The sequence below is a fragment of the Falsihalocynthiibacter arcticus genome, assembly GCF_000812665.2.
GTDB lineage: Bacteria > Pseudomonadota > Alphaproteobacteria > Rhodobacterales > Rhodobacteraceae > Falsihalocynthiibacter > Falsihalocynthiibacter arcticus.
In genome coordinates this window covers 2,712,982-2,733,666 of record NZ_CP014327.1, presented here as the reverse complement: position 1 = coordinate 2,733,666, position 20,685 = coordinate 2,712,982, and the positions used below count along the sequence as shown (strand labels likewise).

Sequence of the window (20,685 nt, the reverse complement as noted above, 5' to 3'; positions counted from 1 at the left end):
TCAACCGGAAACCAAAATGGCTTCCGGTTTAAATCAAGTCCAATCAGCCGCTACGGCGGGCGCTTTCCGGATCGTCAGACTGCTCTGATGGCACGAGGGCACGCACCAGTTTGCGCATGTCCAATAAGCCAACGGGCTTGCCGTCTTTCATCACACGATAGCTAAGTGCGGTGTCGCCCTCCGACAGGGCAATCACAGATTCCAGCGTGTCATCGTGATCAATGTCGCCTGCCCGCTCGCCCGGTGCATCTGGTGTCTTGAGCATGACGGATCGCACCCGCAAAACCCGCGCGCGATTGATATCACTCACGAAATCTTCGATGTACGGGTCTGCTGGGTTGAGCAGGATATTCTGCGGCTCTCCCTGTTGGACAACAAAACCGTCCTTGAGGATGACCAGGTGGTCCGCAAGCTTCAACGCCTCGTCCAAATCATGCGTGATGAAAACAATTGTTTTCTGCAACTCGGCCTGCAACTCGTTCAACAGGTTTTGCATGTCGGTCCGGATCAAGGGATCAAGGGCCGAAAACGCCTCGTCCATCAACATTATGTCGGAGTTACTGGTCAACGCGCGGGCAATGCCCACCCGTTGCTGCATTCCGCCGGACAGTTGATGGGGATACTGCTCGCCCTGCCCTTGCAGCCCGACGCGATCAAGCCACTTGCGGGCCTCATCCGCATATTTGCGTTCGTTCTGCCCTTCGATGGACGGTGCAAGGCCCGCGTTTTGCAACACGGTCCGATGCGGCAGTAGCGCAAACTTCTGGAAGACCATCGACATTTTATGCTGCCGCAAGTGCCGCATCTGCTTCTCGTTGTATTCCAGAATGTTATCGCCATCGACCCAGACTTCACCAGCGGTTGGCTCAATCAAACGGTTGAGGTGCCGAATAAGCGTCGACTTCCCCGAGCCTGACAAGCCCATGATAACCGTCGTTTTTCCGGCGGGCACATCGATGTTGATGTCGTTCAGGCCGAGCACATGGTTGTGCTCTTCCAACAATTCCGTTTTGCCCATGCCGTCAATGATATGTTGTAATGCTGGCTCAGGGTCGTCTCCGAAAATCTTATAGAGATTACGGATCGAGATCTTGATTTCTGGTTCGTTCATATCCGTCACCTCTTATCTAGACTGACTTACATTGATGCGGGCAAGCGCCGCCTTGGTCACGCGGTCAAGGATGATTGCAAGAAGCACAATTCCCAGACCAGAGAGCAGACCTACGCCAAGTTCAAGCGAGCGAATGCCGCGCAGAACCAACACACCCAGACCGGGGGCCGAAACCAGCGATGCAATGACGACCATTGCGAGGCTCATCATGATGGTTTGGTTGACGCCTGCCATGATATTGGGCAGCGCCAGCGGGATTTCCACGTTGAACAGTTTTTGCCGTTTGGTCATGCCAAAGGCATCTGCGGCTTCGGTCACGTCGGGATCAACAAGACGGATGCCCAGATCGGTGAGACGGATCACCGGCACAATCGCATAGAGAATAATGGCGATACCGTAGAGTTTTGGTTCCGTCACCGAGAAGAGGAAAATCAACGGGATAAGATAAACGAAGGGCGGCAGGGTTTGCAGCATGTCCAAAATCGGGATCATTGTGCGCTGGACGCGGTCGCTCCGCGACATGGCAATCCCTATGGGCACGCCAAGTAACACACAGGTTATCGCACAGACAAAGATGATCGCCAGCGTCTGCATTGTGTAGCTATAATAATCAACAAAACCGAGGAACCCGAAGCAAATCGCAACCAGCCCAACCAGTTTCCACTGCCGACTAACGGCATAAGCAATGAGCATCAACAGCGGGATCATGACGAACCATGGCACCACCTGCATCACCCAGAGCGCTTCGTTAAGCGCCCAGCTCAGGGGTTGAGTCAGCGGGTCGACGACGACTTTCAGACTGTCTTTGATCGATAGGAAGCCTTCTTCTAGTCCGCTAGTCAGCTCACGTGATTGTGGAAAGGCGGGACAGGCTTCATGCAGGGCATCCATGGAGGGGAAAGGCGTTTCCCAAGCCGAGGCGACTACATCTTCGTCTGATGTCTCCGCCAGAAGTTGCGCCATCGACGTCATTCCTCCGCCGTCATCTCCGCTGCTACCGCACCAGTTGCGTAAGCCAAGTCCGTCGAAAACAAAATCGTAAGTCGCCATACATCCCTCATTCAGGCCATAGTTTCGGCCCTATTCTATTGTTCGTCTAAACGACGACAGGGCCAGATCATGTGAACTGGCCCTGTTAAATGGATCGCCTAAAATACCGTCATGCCCTTGAACGAGCACTCAGGCAGGCAGTTCGCTTATTTCAAAAGAGCAGACAGTTTTTCTGTCGCTGCTTCATTGATCCAGCTTCCCCAAACTTCAGGATTGCCTTTGAGGAAGTAAACAGCCGCTTCTTCGTTAGAGGCGTTGTTCTCTTCTTTCCAAGCGAGAAGTTGGCTCATTGTGTCCGTCTTGAAGGTCACTTTGCTCATCAGGTCCGCAATATCTGGGTGCGTACCCATGAAGTCTTTGGTCACGATCGTCAGCACGGGTGCAGATGGGAAGGACGATGCCTTAGGATCAGCCGCATCGGCGTTTTGGTTCGCCGCGTGTACCGCTTCGTCGTATTCACCAAGATCAACGCTGGTCATTGCAAACTTACCCATTGGCGTCGTTGGACCCCAATAGTAGCCAAACCAAGGTTCTTCGCTCTGATAAGCCGCAGCCATCGAAGTCGCCAGCGTTTCGCCGGAACCGTGATTAAAGACTTCGATACCGCTATCTTCAAGGTTGAACGCGCGGATCAGGTTGTCATTGACGATGCGACAGCCCCAACCATCGGGACAGTTGTTAAACATGCCACCAACCAGCTCAGGATTGTCCATCACGCCTTGGATTGTTGCAAGCTCTGGGTGCGCTTCAACAAGATACGTTGGAAGCCACCAACCTTCGACACCGCCGGGATCAAGGACGCTGGTCAACTCTTCGATTTTGCCGTCAGCTTTTAGCTTTTGGTAAGCATCACCTGCGGAGTTAACCCACAACTCGGTTACGATATCTGGTTCGTTGTTTTCGGAAAGGGACGTCATCGCCGGTGTCGTGTCCGACGGCACCGCCGTTACGTCACACCCATAGCCCTGTTCCATCAGGAATTTCGAGACAGCCGTAACAATAGCGGCTGAATCCCAGTTCATCTGAGTGATCGTAACTTCGCCGCACTGGTCTTGTGCCAAAGCCGCCGTTGGGGCTGCGAGTGCCGCGAATGCCGCACCGATAATAATACGTTTCATATGGGTAATTCCTTCTTATTTCTTGTTTACCGAGTGTCAGCCACGTGTTGGCGCACTCGCAGAAAGCCCAGCAACCTCGCAAACGCCGTTCCAGCAGCCTAGCTGCATTCCTTTTTTTGTCAAAAAAAGTGGAAGGTCTATTTGCGACATCTCTAGTCGCTTTCAGGCTACAAAGTAGCGCAATACTGTCGGAATGCAACCAAGTATTTATTTCTAAACCTTCTGGAGGTGCTCAATTGAGCTAAGCCGATGCAAGCAAAAAACACTGCAAAAGCAACACCACAAGGTCTTTTAACTCTGGCATCGAACAATGAACACCAATCCATTTACGTCGCTCATATCGACGACTAACTGCGCTTTATTCTAGCCCAATTCAGCTCAACTCTTCAAAACATCCGCGTCAAATCCACCATTGCGCCAACGCGTCAGCGCAGACGTGAAGTTCGGCCCGGGCAGGCCATCAATGGTGCTTGTGTAATATCCCGCGTCCAATAGGCGCGACTGAACCGCAGAAATTGTATCGCGGGACCACTCATCCGACGCAGTCGTCAATTGTTGCAGCAAAGCGCCCCGATCTTCGGCCAAGCCGCGCAGCAGCAAATCCGCCGCCGCTTCAGGGTCGCGATCAATGCCACGGCCTTCATCCAGCAAAATCGCAGCAGCACGATAGCCTTCAACTTCGCCATCGCGCGCGGCGCGGCGGAAGTAGTCCAGCGCATCCCTCGGCGTATCAATCTGGTCGCTCTGGGCCAAAACACCAAGGTTGAACACGGCCTTGGCCGAGCCCCCCTCCGCCGCTTGTCGCAGCAAAGCCACACCGCGATCTGGGTCGGCAGGGAGCAACACGCCCTCAAACAGAGTAATCGCGAGGTTGATCATCGCATCAGCGCTCCCCCCCTCTGCGGCCCGTTCATATAATGCCAGCGCTTGGGTCTGGTCCTGTGGCAAGCCGTTGCCTGACTCCGTTAATTGCGCAAGGCTGACCATCGCGCGCAAATCGCCGCGCTCTGCCGCGCTTTGATACAGCTGCACTGCCCGACCCATCTCTCCCGAGGCCGCCGTCGCCCGCGCCAAAAGTGCGGTGTAATGCGGCAACTCTGGCGAGCGAACCGCAGCCGCAGAACAGGCTTGGATGGCCGAAAAAGCATTGCGTTGTAACTGCTCGAAACTGACGCCTGACTGATTTGCCGTCGCATCACGAGGATGGGTTGCCAAGCGCTCACAAATCCCACCCGGTGTGGAGTCATCGGCCTCGGGGATCAGCGCCAAAAGACGTGCGACCTGTTCGGCGTCGGCGCCAGTCGGGTATTGCTCCAGATAATATTCCAACAAGGGGCGCATCCGACTGCGCCGCGCCAACGACCACAACCGCGCGGCCTCGGCCACTTCATCACGGTCCGCCAGCGTGCGGGTTTGCGCCCCGCTCTGAATAAACGCATTCACATCATCCACATGCGCGCCCTGTGGATAGCGCTCGGCATATAGCTGCATCAAGTTGGCATCGCTCTCGCTCGCGGCAACCTGCCACAACAACGTTTCCTCGGAGGCGGTTACGGGGCTGTTATCAAAGCGAAACTGCCGTGTCAGGGACGAGTTATCCCAAGGGATTTGCCGCCCGCCCGTCGCCGCCAAAACATCACGGCGCACCGCGATCATCAGTTCGGAAATCGACTGGCCCGGAGTATAGAGATGGTTCAGCATCGCCTCGGAAAAGAAACTGTTCCGCCCCGTTCCGTCATAGGCCACATTGTCGGGCTGCGTTGCATAACCAATCATGAAATCCGCCGACGATCCGACCCGCGCCAAGCCGCTTCCGGACTCTGGGATGCCCTCCGTTGCGCCCGAGAACGGGTTGTCGCGACAGGCGTCCAAAAACACAAGCTTAAGCCCTTTTGACTGCTCCATTGCGTTCATAACTTCAGTCAAAGGGATCGTTGCCGTTGCCACATCACTGGCCTGTGTAATCACCGCATCAACCGGCACCAGATAGTTCTCGCCGTTGACCTGAAACCCGTGCCCCGCATAGTAAAACAGCACCGCATCCGCCGTCAGCGCCGCCTGTGAAAACCGTGCAATCGCGTCGGACATCGCCTCAAAACTCTGGTTGCTGCCCAAGATCACGTCAAAGCCAAGGCCTTCCAAGGCTACGGAAATATCCAAAGCATCATTGATCGGATTGTCCAGTGCCCCGACGTTTTCATAGGCAGAGTTGCCCACAACAAAGGCCACACGCCCCTCAGACCAAACGGTGGAAACCGTCAGCCCCCACAATAGGACAGACGCAATAATGTGTCTCAGCATAACTTCCCCTTAAAGTCCAACAGCGCGCGAAAGTTGAATTCCAACATTTTCCACAGCAGCGGAGGCCGTCACAATCGTCTCTTGCTGAATGCTCGCCAATTCGGGGTCTTCAACCCGCACCAAAGAGATCACTTTGCGAATTTCGCTTGCAGCAGTGGCGAGGGCCGCGGTGGACTCACTCAACGCATCACGGCGAATGGCCCGACGCTCGGCGTCCGTTGTGGCGCTTGCCAAACGTCTGGTGGCGCGAGTGCGTGCGCCATCAATTTCCGCCCGTGCGGTTTGCACAATCTGCGCAACGTTTTCCATTCCCGGCGGCAAATCCGTGGCAATCGCATCCAGCTCATCCGCAAAGTCATTCAGCGCATCGGACACACAGGCCAGATACTGATTAACGTCACCACTTTCGTCACAAGCACTCGTCGCTGAAACCAGCCCATCCGCGCTTGCTTGCGTCACGGATAATGCGGTCGCCGCCGACTGCGTGCTGACCGATTGGATCGTCAATACACTCTGGGGGCCTTCACCGCCCACAATGATGTCCGTCGGATTTGGCAGCAAAAACTCGGGTAACAATGGTGGTGGCGGTAAGATTGGCTCAGGTTCCGGTTTCGGATCTGGGTCCGGAGTGGGTTCAGGATCCGGTAGCGGCTCTGGTTCTGGCTCGGGTATCGGTGGTGTAGGAGCGGCTGTAATCGTTGCATCCCCCTCACGCGCAATAACCTGATAGATCACGTCCAGAGCACTGGTCAGCGCCGTTGTGGCCAACGTAAACACTTGCGGCCCAACCGACGTTCCGCCGAATACCAGTGTGGTAAATAGCGTGTCCAAATTTACAGTATCGCCGTCCGGCCCAAAAACATAGGAACCTGCCCCGCCATATACGGTACCCGTCGTCGTCGCGCTTCCGGTTTGCCCAAACACAACCGTTACAGGGTCGGGCACAGCATAGATCACCGGCACAAGATTATACAAAACAGGATAGAAACCCGCCGCCCCCGGCGCCCAGTCGGTTATAGAAAACCCGGCACTCAGGCCCCCGAGGGTGGAGACGAAAAACTCTGTGTCTTGCAATTGCGCCGTCGTATATCCGGTCGCCCCATCAGGAGACGCCGTAAATCCAGCCAGGTCACTATCAAAAAACACATCAACGAAGCCCAATAAATCATTGAAGTCACCCGAGAAACCAGAGTTCAACATGGGCGAGTCGGCAAGGGAGAGATCGCGTGCAGCGAAGCTTTCCGAGACGCTGCCGTATTGTTGACCTGCGAACAAACCAACGTCGTAAAGATAGGACTGATAGCCAGGCGATGTGCCCGAAACGATGAGATCTCCGGTGGTATAGGACATGTCGATTGAGCCGCCAAGATTGCTTCCGGTGTGGCCACCAATCACTTTGTTTCCACCGCTGAAATCAATATAGATTTCGTTATTGGCGGCGGTCCGCATGATTATGCCTTGGTTCGCCCCTGCAAAACCACCGATGCTGGTGTCATTGAAACCGTAACTGCGGAGGGCGGTTGCGGTATCGGATTGCGTGATCGTCCCGTCGTTCGCCCCAACAAATCCGCCAATCTCGCCCCTACCGTCATAGTCAACGGTCATACTACCGCCAAGAGAACGCGTTTGGCCGATGGTGGCGTTGAAATCGGCGCGCCCAATGGCACCGCCAGCATTCAGGCTGGTTGTGCCGATGGATGTGACCGAAATATCGCCATACGAAAGGCCTCGTGTTAACGTAGACGTGCCCGACAAGTAGCCGACTTGGCCCCCAACATATAGGGTGTCAAAATTGGTATGGTCGGTTTGAATGTTAAAGGTCAAATCACCGCGAGAGGTGTTGTTGGTGAGGGTCGCATTTGGAGAACCCAAAGCCGCGTCGCCCTGTGGCTCCGCATCGAATCCCTCGTCCCCAGATTCATCATTCACGTACCCCACAACACCACCAAAATACGCGTTTGCAAACAGGGTCCCCGTCGCCGAGATATCAACATCGACATCTGTATCGATCAAATCGCCACCGAACTGTGCGCCGACAGCACCACCAACGGCGAGATTGTCGAGACTCATAGGCAGAGTAATGCTACCAACCGCCGTCGAATTCTGGATCACGCCAGCACTTTCCCCAGCCAATCCGCCAAAACTGCGTGGGTATCCATTCCCAAAATTCGTGTCTTCCACGAGGATCGAAACATCGGCGCTGCTATCTTCGATGATGCCGTAGTTATCGGCCACCAGACCACCCGCGGCGCTGCCAACGGTTTGAATTGCCCCTTCAACATGCACATTGCTGATCAGGCCGTCATTGTAGACCGCCAAAAGCGCCGCAGTGGAGCCAAGTACATCTACATTGGTCAGGTTCAAGTTGGAAATCGAGCCCTCAGCTCCAATACCATACGCGAATGCAGCCGAACTCGGGCCACCTTCATCAAACGAAGGCAAGATAAAAAGGTTACTGACCGTATGGCCGTTCCCATTCAAGGATCCGTCCACTGTGTTGATTGGGGAAAATCCTGAGCCATAGGTCGTGCGCCAAAACTCCGTACTGCTGGCGTCAATATCCCCTTGAAGAGCAAAATGCGCCGCTGAAGTATTGCCTGATGCTATCCCCTGCAAGCCATAGATATCGGCGATCATATAGGGATCGCTCGCAATACCCGTTCCACCCGTGGCGCGCACGAAGGTGGCAGCATAGCTATCCAGATAGAAGGAGGTTACGTCGATCGGGGTCAATGCCGCTCCGACCTCAATCCAATTCCCTCCGTCCACGTAAAGGGATTCCACGTCGATGCTGCTGGTGGCGGAATTGGAGATGACATCGCCTATCGCGTAGATATGCAACCCGCCATTTTGCCCGTCAATCGCGCCGTTTAGCACGATATCAACGTCAGCCGTCAAATATAGGGAGGTACTCGTGGTCCAAGAAATATCGCCGTTGATGGTGATCGTCCCCGCCCCCGGAGGGCCACTGCGCGAATTCGTCTCAATAATGAGATTGCCGAACGCCAGGCTGTATTCCACACCGTCGGTGCCGCCATAATCGCCACCGGTTCCTGAATCGATCGTCACATCGCCCGGATCCAACAACAATGTGCCCCATATACCGTTTGGCGCACGGCGATCAGCGAACCCGCTATAGGCTAGCGTCTGACGACTGGAAACTTCGATAAAGCCGCCATCACCGCCAACATCGCCGCCCCGCACAGACAAATCCCCAGCAAAACCCGTATTGACGTCAGACCAAAGGGCAATCCGCCCGCCGTCGCCGTTCATAAGCCCGTCGGCAATAATCCGTGTCTCTGCATCCGCCGACAGCGTATCGGCGCGTGGCAAGGCACCCTCGCCCGCGAAATCGCCACCAATCCGCACCAGACCGCCGCCGCCATTGCCGCTGGCATCCATCTGCGCGCCGTCTAGCACGATGTCTTGTCCGGTGATCGTAATCTCGCCGCCCGTGGTGCCCGCGTTGGCGTTGCTGGCGCTGCGCGTATTGACCGTGCCGGAAACGTTCACACCGCCGCCACTGCCGCCGCCCAGCACAATGCTGCCATTGTGCACGGAAACTGACCGCGCTTCGGCCACGCCTGAAAGGTTGATCGCATTGCGCACCGCGTTGCGCGCCGTCGCCGCCCGCATCTCGATTGAGCCGCCGTTGGCCTGCACCGCGCCTGCGTTGTCAATCAACACATCTGCGTCTTCGCCCGTCGGGAGAGCCACTTGCAAAAACTGGTCACCCGAAAAATCCAGCGTGATCCGCTCGCCCGAGCCAAAGGCAACCCGCCCCATCGGCACGGTCACAATCCCGTCGTTGCGCACGTGCCCGCCCAACAGCGCGGCGTAACCACCCCGTCCGATCGTCACACGCCCTTGGTTGGTGACAGAGGCCGAATTGCCGTCGCCACTAAACCGCAATCTGCCGCTGTTGAAATCTTCGTTCGTCATATCCAGCGTCGAGGCCACAAAACCCTGCGCATTCACCGCGCCATTTGGGCCAATGAAAATACCATTGGGGTTGATGAGATAGACCGAGCCATTGGCCGTCAGATTGCCGTGAATGTCACTTGTGGTACTGCCCGTCACACGGTTCAAAGTCACACTATTCGCGTTGGGCTGAATGAAATTAACATCCGCGCCCGTGCCAATCGAGAAGCTCTGCCAATTTACGATGGCCGAGTTCGTCCCTTGGCGCACGGTCATCCCCGCGCCAGCCGTACTGATGTTTGCATTGCCGCTCACCACCGTGCCGTTCTGGGGCAAGGCTTGCGCGAATACGACACTGGGCAGGCAAATACATACCGCCACGCTGGTACGCAAAACCCCGCGCAAACGAGCGGCGAATTTAGAAGCGGGAATTGGCAGTAATGCTGAATCTGTAATCATCTGGTTTCCCATCGTCTCGGCTCCCTCTCCCAAACTCTATCCGCAAACTGTCGGATCGGAAGTTGGATTCATTTACTGTAAATAGATCGGTGCCAACACCATAAACAAACGCATTAACGCGGCTTTGTTCATAGAAGGTCGGCCTCTCGGTAAAGGCTTGTCCGAAACCGGCAAAAAGATAGGGGCTCGCCAAAAGCGGCGTCTCTCCTAGGCTGACTTGGCGCAGGGTCGAGACTTCTGCATGCAGAACCCAACCACTGTCGCCTCGAAGCTCGCCGGAATCAAACGCCGACAATTCGGTCGGACCTACCAAACTAAACTGTTCTGATGTTGGTAGCGGATCGCCAAACGACGTTTGGAACCGCCCATAGACAGCCACCATCACAGATTCAGACAAGTTGCTCAAATACGAAAATGCGCCGTTCAACTTGGTAAAGATCGCATTTGCACCCGCGCGTGACGGCGCATATCCGGCATCGCCCTCGACCCGTGCTCCAAAGGCGTCAATGCCCTGCGACACGGTCAAACCCAGAAAGCTCGTCGCGCCACTGTCGTGAATCTTCGAGACGGTACCGCCAAGGCGCAAAATTGAGAGCCGATCTTCGTAAATCTGCGGCCCACTTCTCAATGATTGCTGATCTGTCTGCATATCCAACGCAAACAGCCCCGACACATTCAAATCAAGCGACCGTATAAAGGGATAAGCGAGGCGCACCGCATTGCGCTCAAACGTGGATTGCGTTGGGAAAAAGGCGACGTCTGGGTTTGTCTCGCTCTGGGTCGCCTCAACGTTTATCGTTAATCCGGAATATCCCAGCGGCACCACAGCCCCGATGGCAAAAATACGATTGCGCGGATCAGACGTTTCCATCGCCCCCGGTGCACCCGATAAGCGCGCATAAAAAGTCTCGCCGAACTTAAACGGGCTATTGATCTCAAAGCCCATATTCAGGCTGTTGCCGCCCAAGTCTTCGCCGTAGGGGTTCCCAAATCCGATAAAACCAGTGAACGGCCTAAACTCAGGATCCAATGCAATGACCGCACCGCCTTCTAGCTCCCCTGCAGCCAGTGCCGACTGCAAAGCCACCCCGGGCATATCACCCGCCAACAGAAGTTGGCTTTCAAGTTCCGCACGCGTAAGGCCGGGCTGATCCACCAATGGGGCCGTCAACAACTCAAGGCGCGCACGAATATTGGGCGCAACATTTGTTGAATCAATCGCTTCGATAAAGCCGTTAACAACCGTGACCTTCAGCCTGCCCCCGTTGTTCAAGGTTTGCTGTGGTAACACGACGCGCGCCAAAACATATCCGGCGTTGGCATAGGCCGCCTCAAGATCGGCGGTCGCCTCGAACAGTTCAGATACGGGAATGCGGCCACGCGTCAACCGCGCTTCAAACGCTGCGTTTTCCTTTGCCATCTGGCGCAAACCATCCTGCAAATCCACCCCAGACAGGGTGATCTCAATCGTTTCTGATCCCGCAGGAGCCTCGGTTCCCGACTGCCCTGAAAAAACAATTGCGCCCGTTAACCGCTGCAACGGCGGCTGAAAAGTGCTTGGGGTGATCTCACTGGCTGTCTGCGCCAACGCATGCGACCCCATCAGGCACGTCATAAAAAGACACGCGAGGAATTTACTTTTGCGAGCCTCGGTCACGCAAGTTTGAAATACCACAGCGCATCACCTTTGGATTAATTGATTTTTAATTAGTACCATTATTATACAAACAATTTGTACTTTGCATCCCTAATTTTTTCGCCGAACCGCACACTTGTGAACGTTATGGTGCCTTGCTTTCCTCAAGGGTCTCGGAGTTCGGTCCAACGTTGGCAATTTTACGCGCCATTCCACGGACACATATAGGACAAGCATATGGACCGATCACATTTTTGTATTTGAGCAATTGTTAAATGGGTGAACTATGCAAGCTTCGATTTTGAAAGGTTGACCATGAGAATTGTAAGAACCGACAGCGAATTACAAACACCCTATTTGGATCAAGCCCTGATTGCGGCGGGCCACGAATTGGTGCTTCTTCCTGATGCGACGACCCCTCAAAATCTCATTGCAGCTCTAAAAGACGCCGACCTTCTCCTTATGTGCTATACGCCGATCACGCGCCACATTTTGGAAAATGCGCCCATGCTTAAAGGCATCGTGAAATACGGCGTCGGAATTGACGCCATCGATATTCCTGCCGCGATTGAGCATGGCGTGACGGTGGTAAACATTCCCGAATACGCCGAAGAAACGGTGGCCGAAGGCGCTTTTGCTATGTTGATCGCCCTCGCCAAGCGGCTCCCCCATTTGAACCAGCAAATGAACAGCGAAGGCTGGGCGTGGCCGGAACCCACGTGGATGGGCACGGATATTGCCGGCAAAACCGTGGGAATTATCGGCCTCGGAAAAATCGGGCGCAGCATGGCGCGCATGGCTGGGCAAGGCTTTAACGCCCGTGTCATCGCCTATAGCCCCCATACTTCGGCGCAAGACATGCAAGAAATCGGTGTAGAAAAGATCGACGATTTACACGCAATGTTGGCGCAGAGCGATTTTGTCACCATTCACAGCGTCCTGAATGATGATACGCTCCACTTGGTCGGTGAGGCCGAATTGCGTGCTATGAAAAGCACTGCGTTTCTGGTGAATGTCTCGCGTGGTGCGATTGTCGATGAACAAGCGTTGGTGCGTGCCATCGAGGAGAAATGGATCGCAGGGGCTGGCCTTGATGTTTATTCTCAAGAACCGCTCGCGCGCGAAGGGCACCCGATGAGCGCCCTTTTCAATCGCCCGAATGTCATCCTCTCGCCGCATCTCACGTTCTATACGGAGGGGGCGATGGAGCGGTTAGAGGCGGAAACCCTAGAGCGGTGTTTTGAGGTGCTTGAAGGGCGCGATGTGTTGGTGAAATCAACAGACCCCCGATTGCGCGCCCAATCCCAAGGCGTTGTTTTCGAAAATTAATCCCGCGTTGGCTTGCGCCGCGCCGTTTGCAAGTAACCCTCATAGTCCATCAGTTCTGCCTCGATCCGTTGGGCATCCCACCCAAAATCGGGAGCCAGCTTTTCGGCGATCCCACGGGCGGAGTCGCGCCCCTGATCGGCGTCCCACGCAAGGCCCCTCCGGCGCGACAGAACGTCAGTCAAGCTTTGTGCACATTCGGCGTCAACCTTCCCCTGACCCGCGCCAAATTGCATGTCTTGCGGCGGGCGGGACGGTTGAATTTTGCTTCGTATCTTCTGAACAACCCGCCGCGCCACGCGTCGATGCGTCATGATCGCGCCTCCCGTCAAGGCAAACATACCCTCCATTCCGTGGGACGCCATGTCGTGGATTTTAATCTCGCGACTGCCCAAAGCTTCCTGTGGATCATGCGTTAGCGGATTGACCCCCGCCCAACTATACACGACATCCGAACGCCCCAAATTCAGGTTGGGCATCACGCGGTTAGTTTCGGCAAGTATCCAGTCGATTTCCTGATCCGAGGCCGCAATATCACTGGCATCGCCCGAGAACGGCGTGCGCGTCAGCCCGACATAATGAATGCCGCGCCACGGCAGGCAATAGAGCGGTTCGCCAAGGCTGTTGTAGGTAAAAACGCCATGGTCGGCAAAAGCTTCTGGCAGTTGAATCGCTATGTGGATGCCCTTGATGCCCTGACAGATTTTCCCCACTGGATCGCCCGTAAACTGATGCACCGCATCAACCCAAGCGCCCGAAAAATTAAGCACTGTTTGCGCGGTCACCTTGGCCTGTTCCCCGTCGGACTTTCGCAAATTCAACTGCCACTGGTTACCCTCGCGGTGCAACGCCGTCACTTGGGTATAGTTGCGAATGTCGGCCCCCATCCGACGCGCATCCAATAAGGCATCCAGCGCAATTCGTTCGGGCCAGTCGAAAATATACTCCCGAAACACCACAAGCCCGCGCAGCTTTTCTGGCGTACGCAGCCATGGATAAATCGGGATTTTCTGCATTTCGGAAGGGCGATACCGGCGATACTCAAGCGGCACACCCCGCGGACTTGCCAGCCTCAGAGCTGCAAAGGCGAGATCAAGAAGCCACGCGGGATAGGGATCATCCTTGTAAATTGGCAAGCAAAATTTCATCGCTTTAACCTGCTCAGGAAGGGTGGCGACCAACTCGTCCCGCGCCAACATGTCTTCGCGCACTGTCGCGAGCGCGCGCATCAACCGCAGGGGATGACGCAACAGATCGCGCAACCGATCACCATTCGCCAAATGACGCAATCCACAATGCAACAAGCGACTGGAACGACTGGTGGCGCCACTGGCAAAGTCGTCTTTCTCCACAACCAAAACGCGGCACCCCGCCGCACTCAAATGCTGTGCCGCACTCGCGCCATTGATGCCGCCACCGATAATCGCGACGTCGAAATGGGCCTCGTCCGTCAAGCCGCCTCCTTGATCGCCGTCACCACAATATCCAATGCGCGATCAAGATCGGCCTTTGCGATGGTGAGGGGCGGCGAAAGGGTAAGGACACAACCTTGACTGATTTTAAAGCTCAATCCCGCTTCAAGGCAGGCATAATATATCCGTTCGGCCCGCGCATTGCCTTGGGTTTTCGCGGCGCGGTCCTCAACGATCTCTACGCCAAACATCAAGCCACGCCCCCGTATATCGCCAACGATTTGCACATCCCCAAGGCGGTCTTGCAGCTGCGCCATCGCGTAGTCGCCAAGCTCGGCTGCACGCGCGACAAGTCCCTCTTCCTCGATGATTTGAATGGTTGTGAGGGCGGCGCGCGCCGTGACTGGGTTTTTTTCGTGGGTATAATGGCCGATGGCAAAATCGCCGCAAACGTCCAATTCCCGCCGCGCAACGCAAGCCGCAATAGGAAGAATTCCCCCGCCCAAAGCTTTGCCCATCGTGACAATATCGGGGATGACATCGTCGTGCTCAAAGGCAAACATTTTGCCCGTTTTGCCCAAGCCCGTTGGGATTTCATCGAAAATCAGCAAGGCGCCATGACGATGACAGGCCTCGCGGACGACCTTCCAAAATCCGGGCGGCGGCACATAAGGCACGGCCCGCATTGGCTCGGCGATTACGGCGGCGACGTCGCCTTCCCTCTCCAAAACATATTCGACCATCTGCGCGCAGGCCAAGCCGCAAACATCCGGCCCCGCGTGATTATACGGGCAACGATAACAGGCAAATGGCGCGACATGTTCGGTACCCGACAAAAGTGGTCCTGCGATGTGGCTGCGAAAGGTTGCTTCGCCACCAACACTCGCTGCGCCCAACCCCGCGCCGTGAAACGCATCCCAAAACGACACGGTTTTGAACCGCCCCGTTGCCGCGCGCGCGATCTTTAACGCGACTTCATTCGCGTCCGACCCGCCCGTGGTAAACAGTGTTTTACACAAATCCCCTGGGGCTATTTCGGCGATTTTCTCCGCCAGCTCAACAGCAGGATCATTGGTAAAACGACGCGGTGCAAAGGGCAGATCATCCAGCTGCTTTTTGATTGCCGCAACCAATTTCGGGTGGCCATATCCAATGTGATGCACCGAATTTCCGTGGAAATCCATATAGCGCCGCCCGTCCATGTCCTCGATCCAAATACCCTCCGCCTTGGCGATTGTGCTCACACAGGGGCTCGACAGACTTTGATGCAGAAAGGCATTTGAATCCCTCTCAAGCAATGGCGCGGACCGCGGACCGATCGATTTTTCCAACCAAGCTTGGCGGGCATCGGATGTGTTTGACTCGCCTTCAGTGTGGACAATCTTTTTGGACATGGGACCTCAATTGGAAAAAACGAGACAGATGATTTGACGTCATTCAGGCCACGGCAGGGAGTAGGTTTTGACGTTAGTAAAGAATTTCATCGCCTCGATCACGCCCTCCTTAACCGCATTGCCGCTGTCTTTGATGCCGCCAAAGGGGGACATTTCGATACGATAACCGGGTTGCTCCCAAATGTTGCAGGTGCCGACATCCAGACCGTTGATATAGGCAATCGCGCGGTTTAAATCATTGGTGCAGACACCGGAACTCAGGCCGAAATTCGTGGAGTTTGAAATCCGCATGACCTCGGTGTCATCGTCGGGAACACGGACGATGGGCACGATGGGGCCAAAGGTTTCCTCCATCACCAACTCGCTGTCATGGCGCACGTGGTCAATCACAATGGGCGGAAGAAGTGCGCCTTGACGGCCGGGATGGTAAAGGATTTTTGCCCCCTCTTTTTCGGCCATAAACACCCGTTTTTCAAAGAGTTCTGCCGCCTCTGCATGGATCACGCAGCCCAGTTCCGTTTCGGGATCTTGGGGATCGCCAAACTTCACCGCTTTGGCCTTGGCCAGAACCATCGGCACAAACCTATCCGCCACCGACTCCTGAACCAGAATGCGTTTGATCGCGGTACAGCGTTGCCCAGAGTTGCCAATCGCCCCCGCCACGGCAATCGTCGCGGCTTTTTCGAGGTCTTCATCAGACAGGTCATTGCAAACGATAAACGGGTCATTGCCACCCAATTCCAACGCCAGACGTTTATAGCCCGCTTTCGCTGCAATCAGTTTACCCACGGGCACGCCGCCCGTAAATGTGACGATATCGATGTTCTCGTTCACCATCATTTCTTCGCCGATATCCTTGGGCCACCCCGTAACAATCTGGAGCATCTCATACGGTAATCCGGCCTCATAGAGGATATCCGCAAGCGCAATCGCGGTGAGGGGCGTCAGCTCAGTGGGCTTAAGGACCATGCAATTGTTGGTAGCAATCGAGGGCGCGATTTTATGGCTGACCATGTTGAGCGGGTGGTTGAACGGGGTGATCGCCGAAATCGCCCGCACGGGTTCGCGCTTGGTAAAAATCTTGCGCGGTTTGCCGTTGTGCGTCAGATCACAGGAGAAAATTTCGCCGTCATCCACCAGCGCCTGTTGCGCGGCAAATAGATACACATCCTGCGCGCGTTTGGTTTCATAAATCGCATGTTGGTGGCAAATCCCCAACTCCAGCGTCAACCATCTTGCAAGATAATCGCGCCTCTCTCCAATCAGCTCCCCCGTCCGCCGCAAAATCTGGCTGCGCTCATAGCGGCTCAATTTAGGGGTGTAGTTTGCCGCAATCTCGAACGCACGTTTTGCATGTTCGGCCGTGCCCGCAGGAACAGAGCCAACCACCTCGTTTGTGAAAGGATAGTGAACGGGGATCACATCGTCGGTAAAGACAATTTCGCCCCCGATGCGCATGCCTTCGTTGCGGATTTCAGATTTGAGAACGGCCATTTTTTAAAGGGCCGCCGCTGTGGTGGCGTAAAAGAACGCATCAAAATTGCGCAAAACGGGACGTTCAGGCAGCGGCAAAACGCGGTTGCAAATGAAGGGCACTTCTTGTTCGGTTAACCCACCGTGGCTGCGCAGTGGTTCCTTGAGCGCGGCCAGATCATGGCGATGCTCCGAGGTTCCGATGCAAATATTCTCGCCCGAAACCAAAATAATGTCGCCAATACGATCACTTGGCAGTTCAAACCGCGCAACCGCTTGGGCGTTGGTCAGAACATCGGTGATACCCTCCGTCGCGCGCAGCTTGGCCATGATATCGGCCTGATCGGCGCCCTCTGGCAAATATGCCGTGGCAAACGAGCCTAGCGCGCCGTGGTGCACAACATAGGGGTCGGTGATTGGCAGGATCAAACGCGCCGCCGCTTCGCCCAACCACTCGTCGAGCAAATCCTGAACATAGACCACCGCAGGCGATCCATCGGCGAGGTGTTTTGGCTTCATTCCATGATCGGCCGTAACCACAATCGCCGCGCCCATGGCATCAAGTTCGGTCAGATATTTGTCGAACATTTCATAGAAGGCTTTGGCTTCGGGCTGGTGCGGCGCGTATTTATGTTGCACGAAATCGGTCGTGGTCAGGTACATCACATCGGGCTTCCACTCACGCAGAAGTTTTACTCCTGCGGCGAAAACAAACTCGGACAGTTCAGCGGAATAGACATTAGGTTGCGCCATACCGAGCCATTTGCTCGCGGCTTCCTGACCATGCTCGGCCTGTGTGGAGGTATCGGATTTCTCGGCTGAAAAGCACTTGGCGCGGTCATCTTCAAACGTCAGGCCCGCCCCTAAAAGCGCGCGCAATTTATCCTTTGCGGTGACAATCGCAACCCGCGCACCGGCATCATAAAACGTCTTGAAAATGGTGGGCGCGCGCAGGAAACGCACGTCGTTCATCATGACTTCTTCGCCGGTTTCCGGCTCGTACAAATAGTTGCCGCAAATGCCATGCACAACAGGCGGGCGTCCCGTTGCGATGGACAGATTATTGGGGTTGGTGAACGACGGGATCACCGAATGCGCCAACCTATCAGTGCCTGTTTCGCGCATCCTTTTGAGGGTTGGCATCAGGCCATCGGCAATCGCGACCTCCAAATATTCCGGCTCGCAACCGTCCAGACAAATGGCGATGGCGCAGGTTTTAGGAACGGGATATGCGCGGCCATTGGCGACGATGGGAGATTGAATAGTCATGTGGTATTTCCTTTTGTAATCAAGCGGCTAGGATAGCGCGTTCTTCTAGGGCGCGCGCGGGTGGTGCTGCATTTGCAACGCCCATTTCGGCAAGCGCTTCTTTGGCAGCGGCAACAACTTGCCGCATAACATGTTCGTCCATTTGGCCGATACAACCGACGCGAAAACTGTCGACGACGGTCAATTTTCCAGGGTAGATGATAAACCCTTTGTCCTTCATCAGTTCGTAAAAGCGATCAAAGGCAAAGTTATCATCCGAAGGACAAAAGAATGTGACAATGATGGGGGAGAGCCAGCGATCTTTGAGCAGGGTTTCAAACCCAAGGTCGCGCATGCCAGCAACCATCACATCGCGGTTTCGCGTATAGCGCGCGCCCCGCCCTGCGACACCGCCTTCGGCCTCATGGGCGCGCAATGCCACAAGGAATGCAGCCACCACATGGGTGGGCGGCGTAAAGCGCCATTGCTCGGTTTTATTCATATGCGCCCATTGGGCATGGACGTCCAAACTCAAGGAATGGCTATTGCCCTTGGCGGCCTCAAGCTCAGTTTTGCGCGCGATGATAAAGCCAAATCCGGGCACGCCTTCAATGCATTTATTCGCCGAAGACACCAGCGCTTCGTAGCGGATATCCGCAACTTTCAATTCAATCGCGCCAAAGGCCGACATGGAGTCAATCAACAGCTTGCGGCCCGCCGCATAAGTAACTTCGGAAATCTCTTCAACCGGGTTCAAAATGCCCGAGCTGGTTTCGCAATGGATAGCGACAACGTGGGTGATGGCCGGATCGTCGGCCAAGATTTTCGCGACCTCTGCGCCGCGTGGCGGCAGGTAATCGCCCTTGTCCAGAACCACATGAGCGCGGCCAAGGTATTCCAGCGTCTGCGCCGTGCGTTTGCCGTAGGCGCCATTGGCAAGCACCAAAACCTTGCCGTTGCGAGGGATAAACGACCCCAACATGGCCTCAACTGAAAACGTGCCGCTGCCTTGCATTGGGACACAATCGAAGGCTTCTTTGCCCGCACCCAAAAGATCAAGCAAACGCGCCCGCAACTCGCGCGTCATACCGCGGAAATCATCGTCCCAGCTTCCCCAGTCGCGCAACATCGCCTGTTTGACGACGTAGGATGTGGTCAACGGACCGGGGGTAAGAAGGTAAGGCTCGCCCAAATGTGGGCGGGGTATTTTGAATTCTGGAGCGGCCATTTTATCTCTCCGAAGTGACTTTCAAAACGACCATTGCAGAATTCCAACCTATATGTGAAATTGCTAATTACAATCAAATCATAGGCTCAGCTTATGAAATAAATGAAAGCCAAAAATATGCGCCACAGCCAGCTAAAAGCCTTTCATTACGTTGCCTTAACGGGCGGGTTTTCGCGGGCCGCAGAAGCGCTTTTCCTCACCCAACCCGCGATTTCCGAGCAAGTCCGCAAACTGGAACAAGACTATGACGTGCTGTTATTCCATCGCGAGCGCAAAATGGTGTCTCTGACCCCTGAGGGGGACCGCCTTTTTCGCTATACCAAACAGTATTTCGAGATCGAACAGCAGATTGAGGAATACATGTCAGCAACCAGTGCCACGGTGGATGGAGAGCTGCGTATTATCGCGGATTCTGCACACCATATTACGTTTTTTCTGGGCAAATTTCGCAATCGCTATCCCAATATCACCGTCACTTTACGGACTGGAAACACGGAAGATATCCTTGAGGAATTGCGTGGCTATAACGCTGATATTGGCATTGCGGGCAGCATGGCACCCGGCAGGGATATGGAAGTCATGAATCTTGGATCAAGCCAGATTATGGCCTTCGCCGCACATGATTTCCTACCCCCGTCCAAAACCGCGCTTACCCTGAAGGAGTTGACTAAGTACCCGCTCATTTTCCGCGAGACGGGCTCCAAAACCCGTCAACAACTTGAGGAAGTTGCTAAGAAACAGGGCCTAAGCCTGACACCGGCGATTGTTGCGGAGGGGCGGGAAGCGGTGCGTGAAGTTGTGGCTTCTGGCGCAGGGATTGGGTTTGTGTCGGAGGCGGAGTTTGGCAACGATGATCGCTTCACAAAAATCCACCTTCAAGGCGTCGACATCCAGATGAGCGAAGTGATGTTGCATATGGCCCAACGTCGCGATGTTAAAGTCATCAGAACCTTTGTGGATTTTGCCCGCGTGGCCCAGCAAGAAAAGGAGACCCGCGCCACAAATTGA

General features: G+C 55.1%; 13 protein-coding genes. 2 read left to right on the top strand and 11 right to left on the bottom strand.

What is annotated here, in order from left to right; genetic code table 11:
• Positions 1 to 43: 43 nt before the first annotated feature.
• The 6 genes from RC74_RS13480 to RC74_RS13455 form a co-directional block, all read right to left on the bottom strand.
• Positions 44 to 1,111, bottom strand: coding sequence for a quaternary amine ABC transporter ATP-binding protein (locus tag RC74_RS13480; RefSeq protein WP_039002658.1), 1,068 nt, complete (start codon positions 1,109 to 1,111; stop codon positions 44 to 46).
• A 12-nt stretch (positions 1,112 to 1,123) separates the two neighbouring features.
• Positions 1,124 to 2,161, bottom strand: coding sequence for an ABC transporter permease (locus RC74_RS13475; protein ID WP_039002657.1), 1,038 nt, complete (start codon positions 2,159 to 2,161; stop codon positions 1,124 to 1,126).
• Between the two features lie 146 nt (positions 2,162 to 2,307).
• A complete protein-coding gene (locus tag RC74_RS13470) occupies positions 2,308 to 3,279 on the bottom strand; it encodes an ABC transporter substrate-binding protein (RefSeq protein WP_039002656.1) in 972 nt (323 codons plus the stop codon).
• 378 nt (positions 3,280 to 3,657) lie between these two features.
• Positions 3,658 to 5,580 carry a caspase family protein gene (locus RC74_RS13465; RefSeq protein WP_039002655.1) on the bottom strand — a complete coding sequence of 641 codons (1,923 nt, stop codon included), beginning with the start codon at positions 5,578 to 5,580 and terminating at the stop codon, positions 3,658 to 3,660.
• A gap of 9 nt (positions 5,581 to 5,589) precedes the next feature.
• Entirely contained in the window at positions 5,590 to 9,960 is a 4,371-nt protein-coding gene (locus RC74_RS13460) for a two-partner secretion domain-containing protein (RefSeq protein WP_052274878.1), read from the bottom strand.
• Positions 9,920 to 11,635, bottom strand: coding sequence for a ShlB/FhaC/HecB family hemolysin secretion/activation protein (locus tag RC74_RS13455; protein ID WP_236939932.1), 1,716 nt, complete (start codon positions 11,633 to 11,635; stop codon positions 9,920 to 9,922). The genes RC74_RS13460 and RC74_RS13455 overlap by 41 nt, the downstream gene beginning before the upstream one ends.
• Positions 11,636 to 11,911: 276 nt before the next feature.
• Here RC74_RS13455 and RC74_RS13450 point away from each other — a divergent pair, with 276 nt between their 5' ends.
• The gene (locus RC74_RS13450) at positions 11,912 to 12,925 is read left to right on the top strand and encodes a 2-hydroxyacid dehydrogenase (protein ID WP_039002654.1); all 1,014 of its coding nucleotides are present in this window, start codon (positions 11,912 to 11,914) and stop codon (positions 12,923 to 12,925) included.
• On the opposite strand, the gene RC74_RS13445 is transcribed toward RC74_RS13450, so the two are convergent.
• The 5 genes from RC74_RS13445 to RC74_RS13425 are packed head-to-tail and all read right to left on the bottom strand — an operon-like array spanning position 12,922 to position 19,677.
• Positions 12,922 to 14,376 (bottom strand): FAD-dependent oxidoreductase, encoded by a 1,455-nt coding sequence (locus tag RC74_RS13445; RefSeq protein ID WP_052274877.1) that lies wholly within the window; start codon positions 14,374 to 14,376, stop codon positions 12,922 to 12,924. The two genes, RC74_RS13450 and RC74_RS13445, sit on opposite strands and share 4 nt — an antisense overlap.
• Positions 14,373 to 15,728, bottom strand: coding sequence for a (R)-1-hydroxy-2-aminoethylphosphonate ammonia-lyase (gene pbfA / locus RC74_RS13440; protein ID WP_039002653.1), 1,356 nt, complete (start codon positions 15,726 to 15,728; stop codon positions 14,373 to 14,375). The genes RC74_RS13445 and pbfA overlap by 4 nt, the downstream gene beginning before the upstream one ends.
• 39 nt (positions 15,729 to 15,767) lie before the next feature.
• On the bottom strand, positions 15,768 to 17,222 hold the full coding sequence (gene phnY / locus RC74_RS13435) for a phosphonoacetaldehyde dehydrogenase (protein ID WP_039002652.1): 1,455 nt from the start codon (positions 17,220 to 17,222) through the stop codon (positions 15,768 to 15,770).
• 3 nt (positions 17,223 to 17,225) lie between these two features.
• Positions 17,226 to 18,470: a phosphonoacetate hydrolase gene (gene phnA / locus RC74_RS13430; protein WP_039002651.1), complete on the bottom strand. Its 1,245-nt coding sequence runs from the start codon at positions 18,468 to 18,470 to the stop codon at positions 17,226 to 17,228.
• A gap of 19 nt (positions 18,471 to 18,489) precedes the next feature.
• Positions 18,490 to 19,677, bottom strand: a complete 1,188-nt coding sequence (locus RC74_RS13425; RefSeq protein ID WP_039002650.1) for a 2-aminoethylphosphonate--pyruvate transaminase — start codon at positions 19,675 to 19,677, stop codon at positions 18,490 to 18,492.
• Between the two features lie 102 nt (positions 19,678 to 19,779).
• Here RC74_RS13425 and RC74_RS13420 point away from each other — a divergent pair, with 102 nt between their 5' ends.
• Positions 19,780 to 20,685 carry a LysR substrate-binding domain-containing protein gene (locus RC74_RS13420; protein ID WP_236939931.1) on the top strand — a complete coding sequence of 302 codons (906 nt, stop codon included), beginning with the start codon at positions 19,780 to 19,782 and terminating at the stop codon, positions 20,683 to 20,685.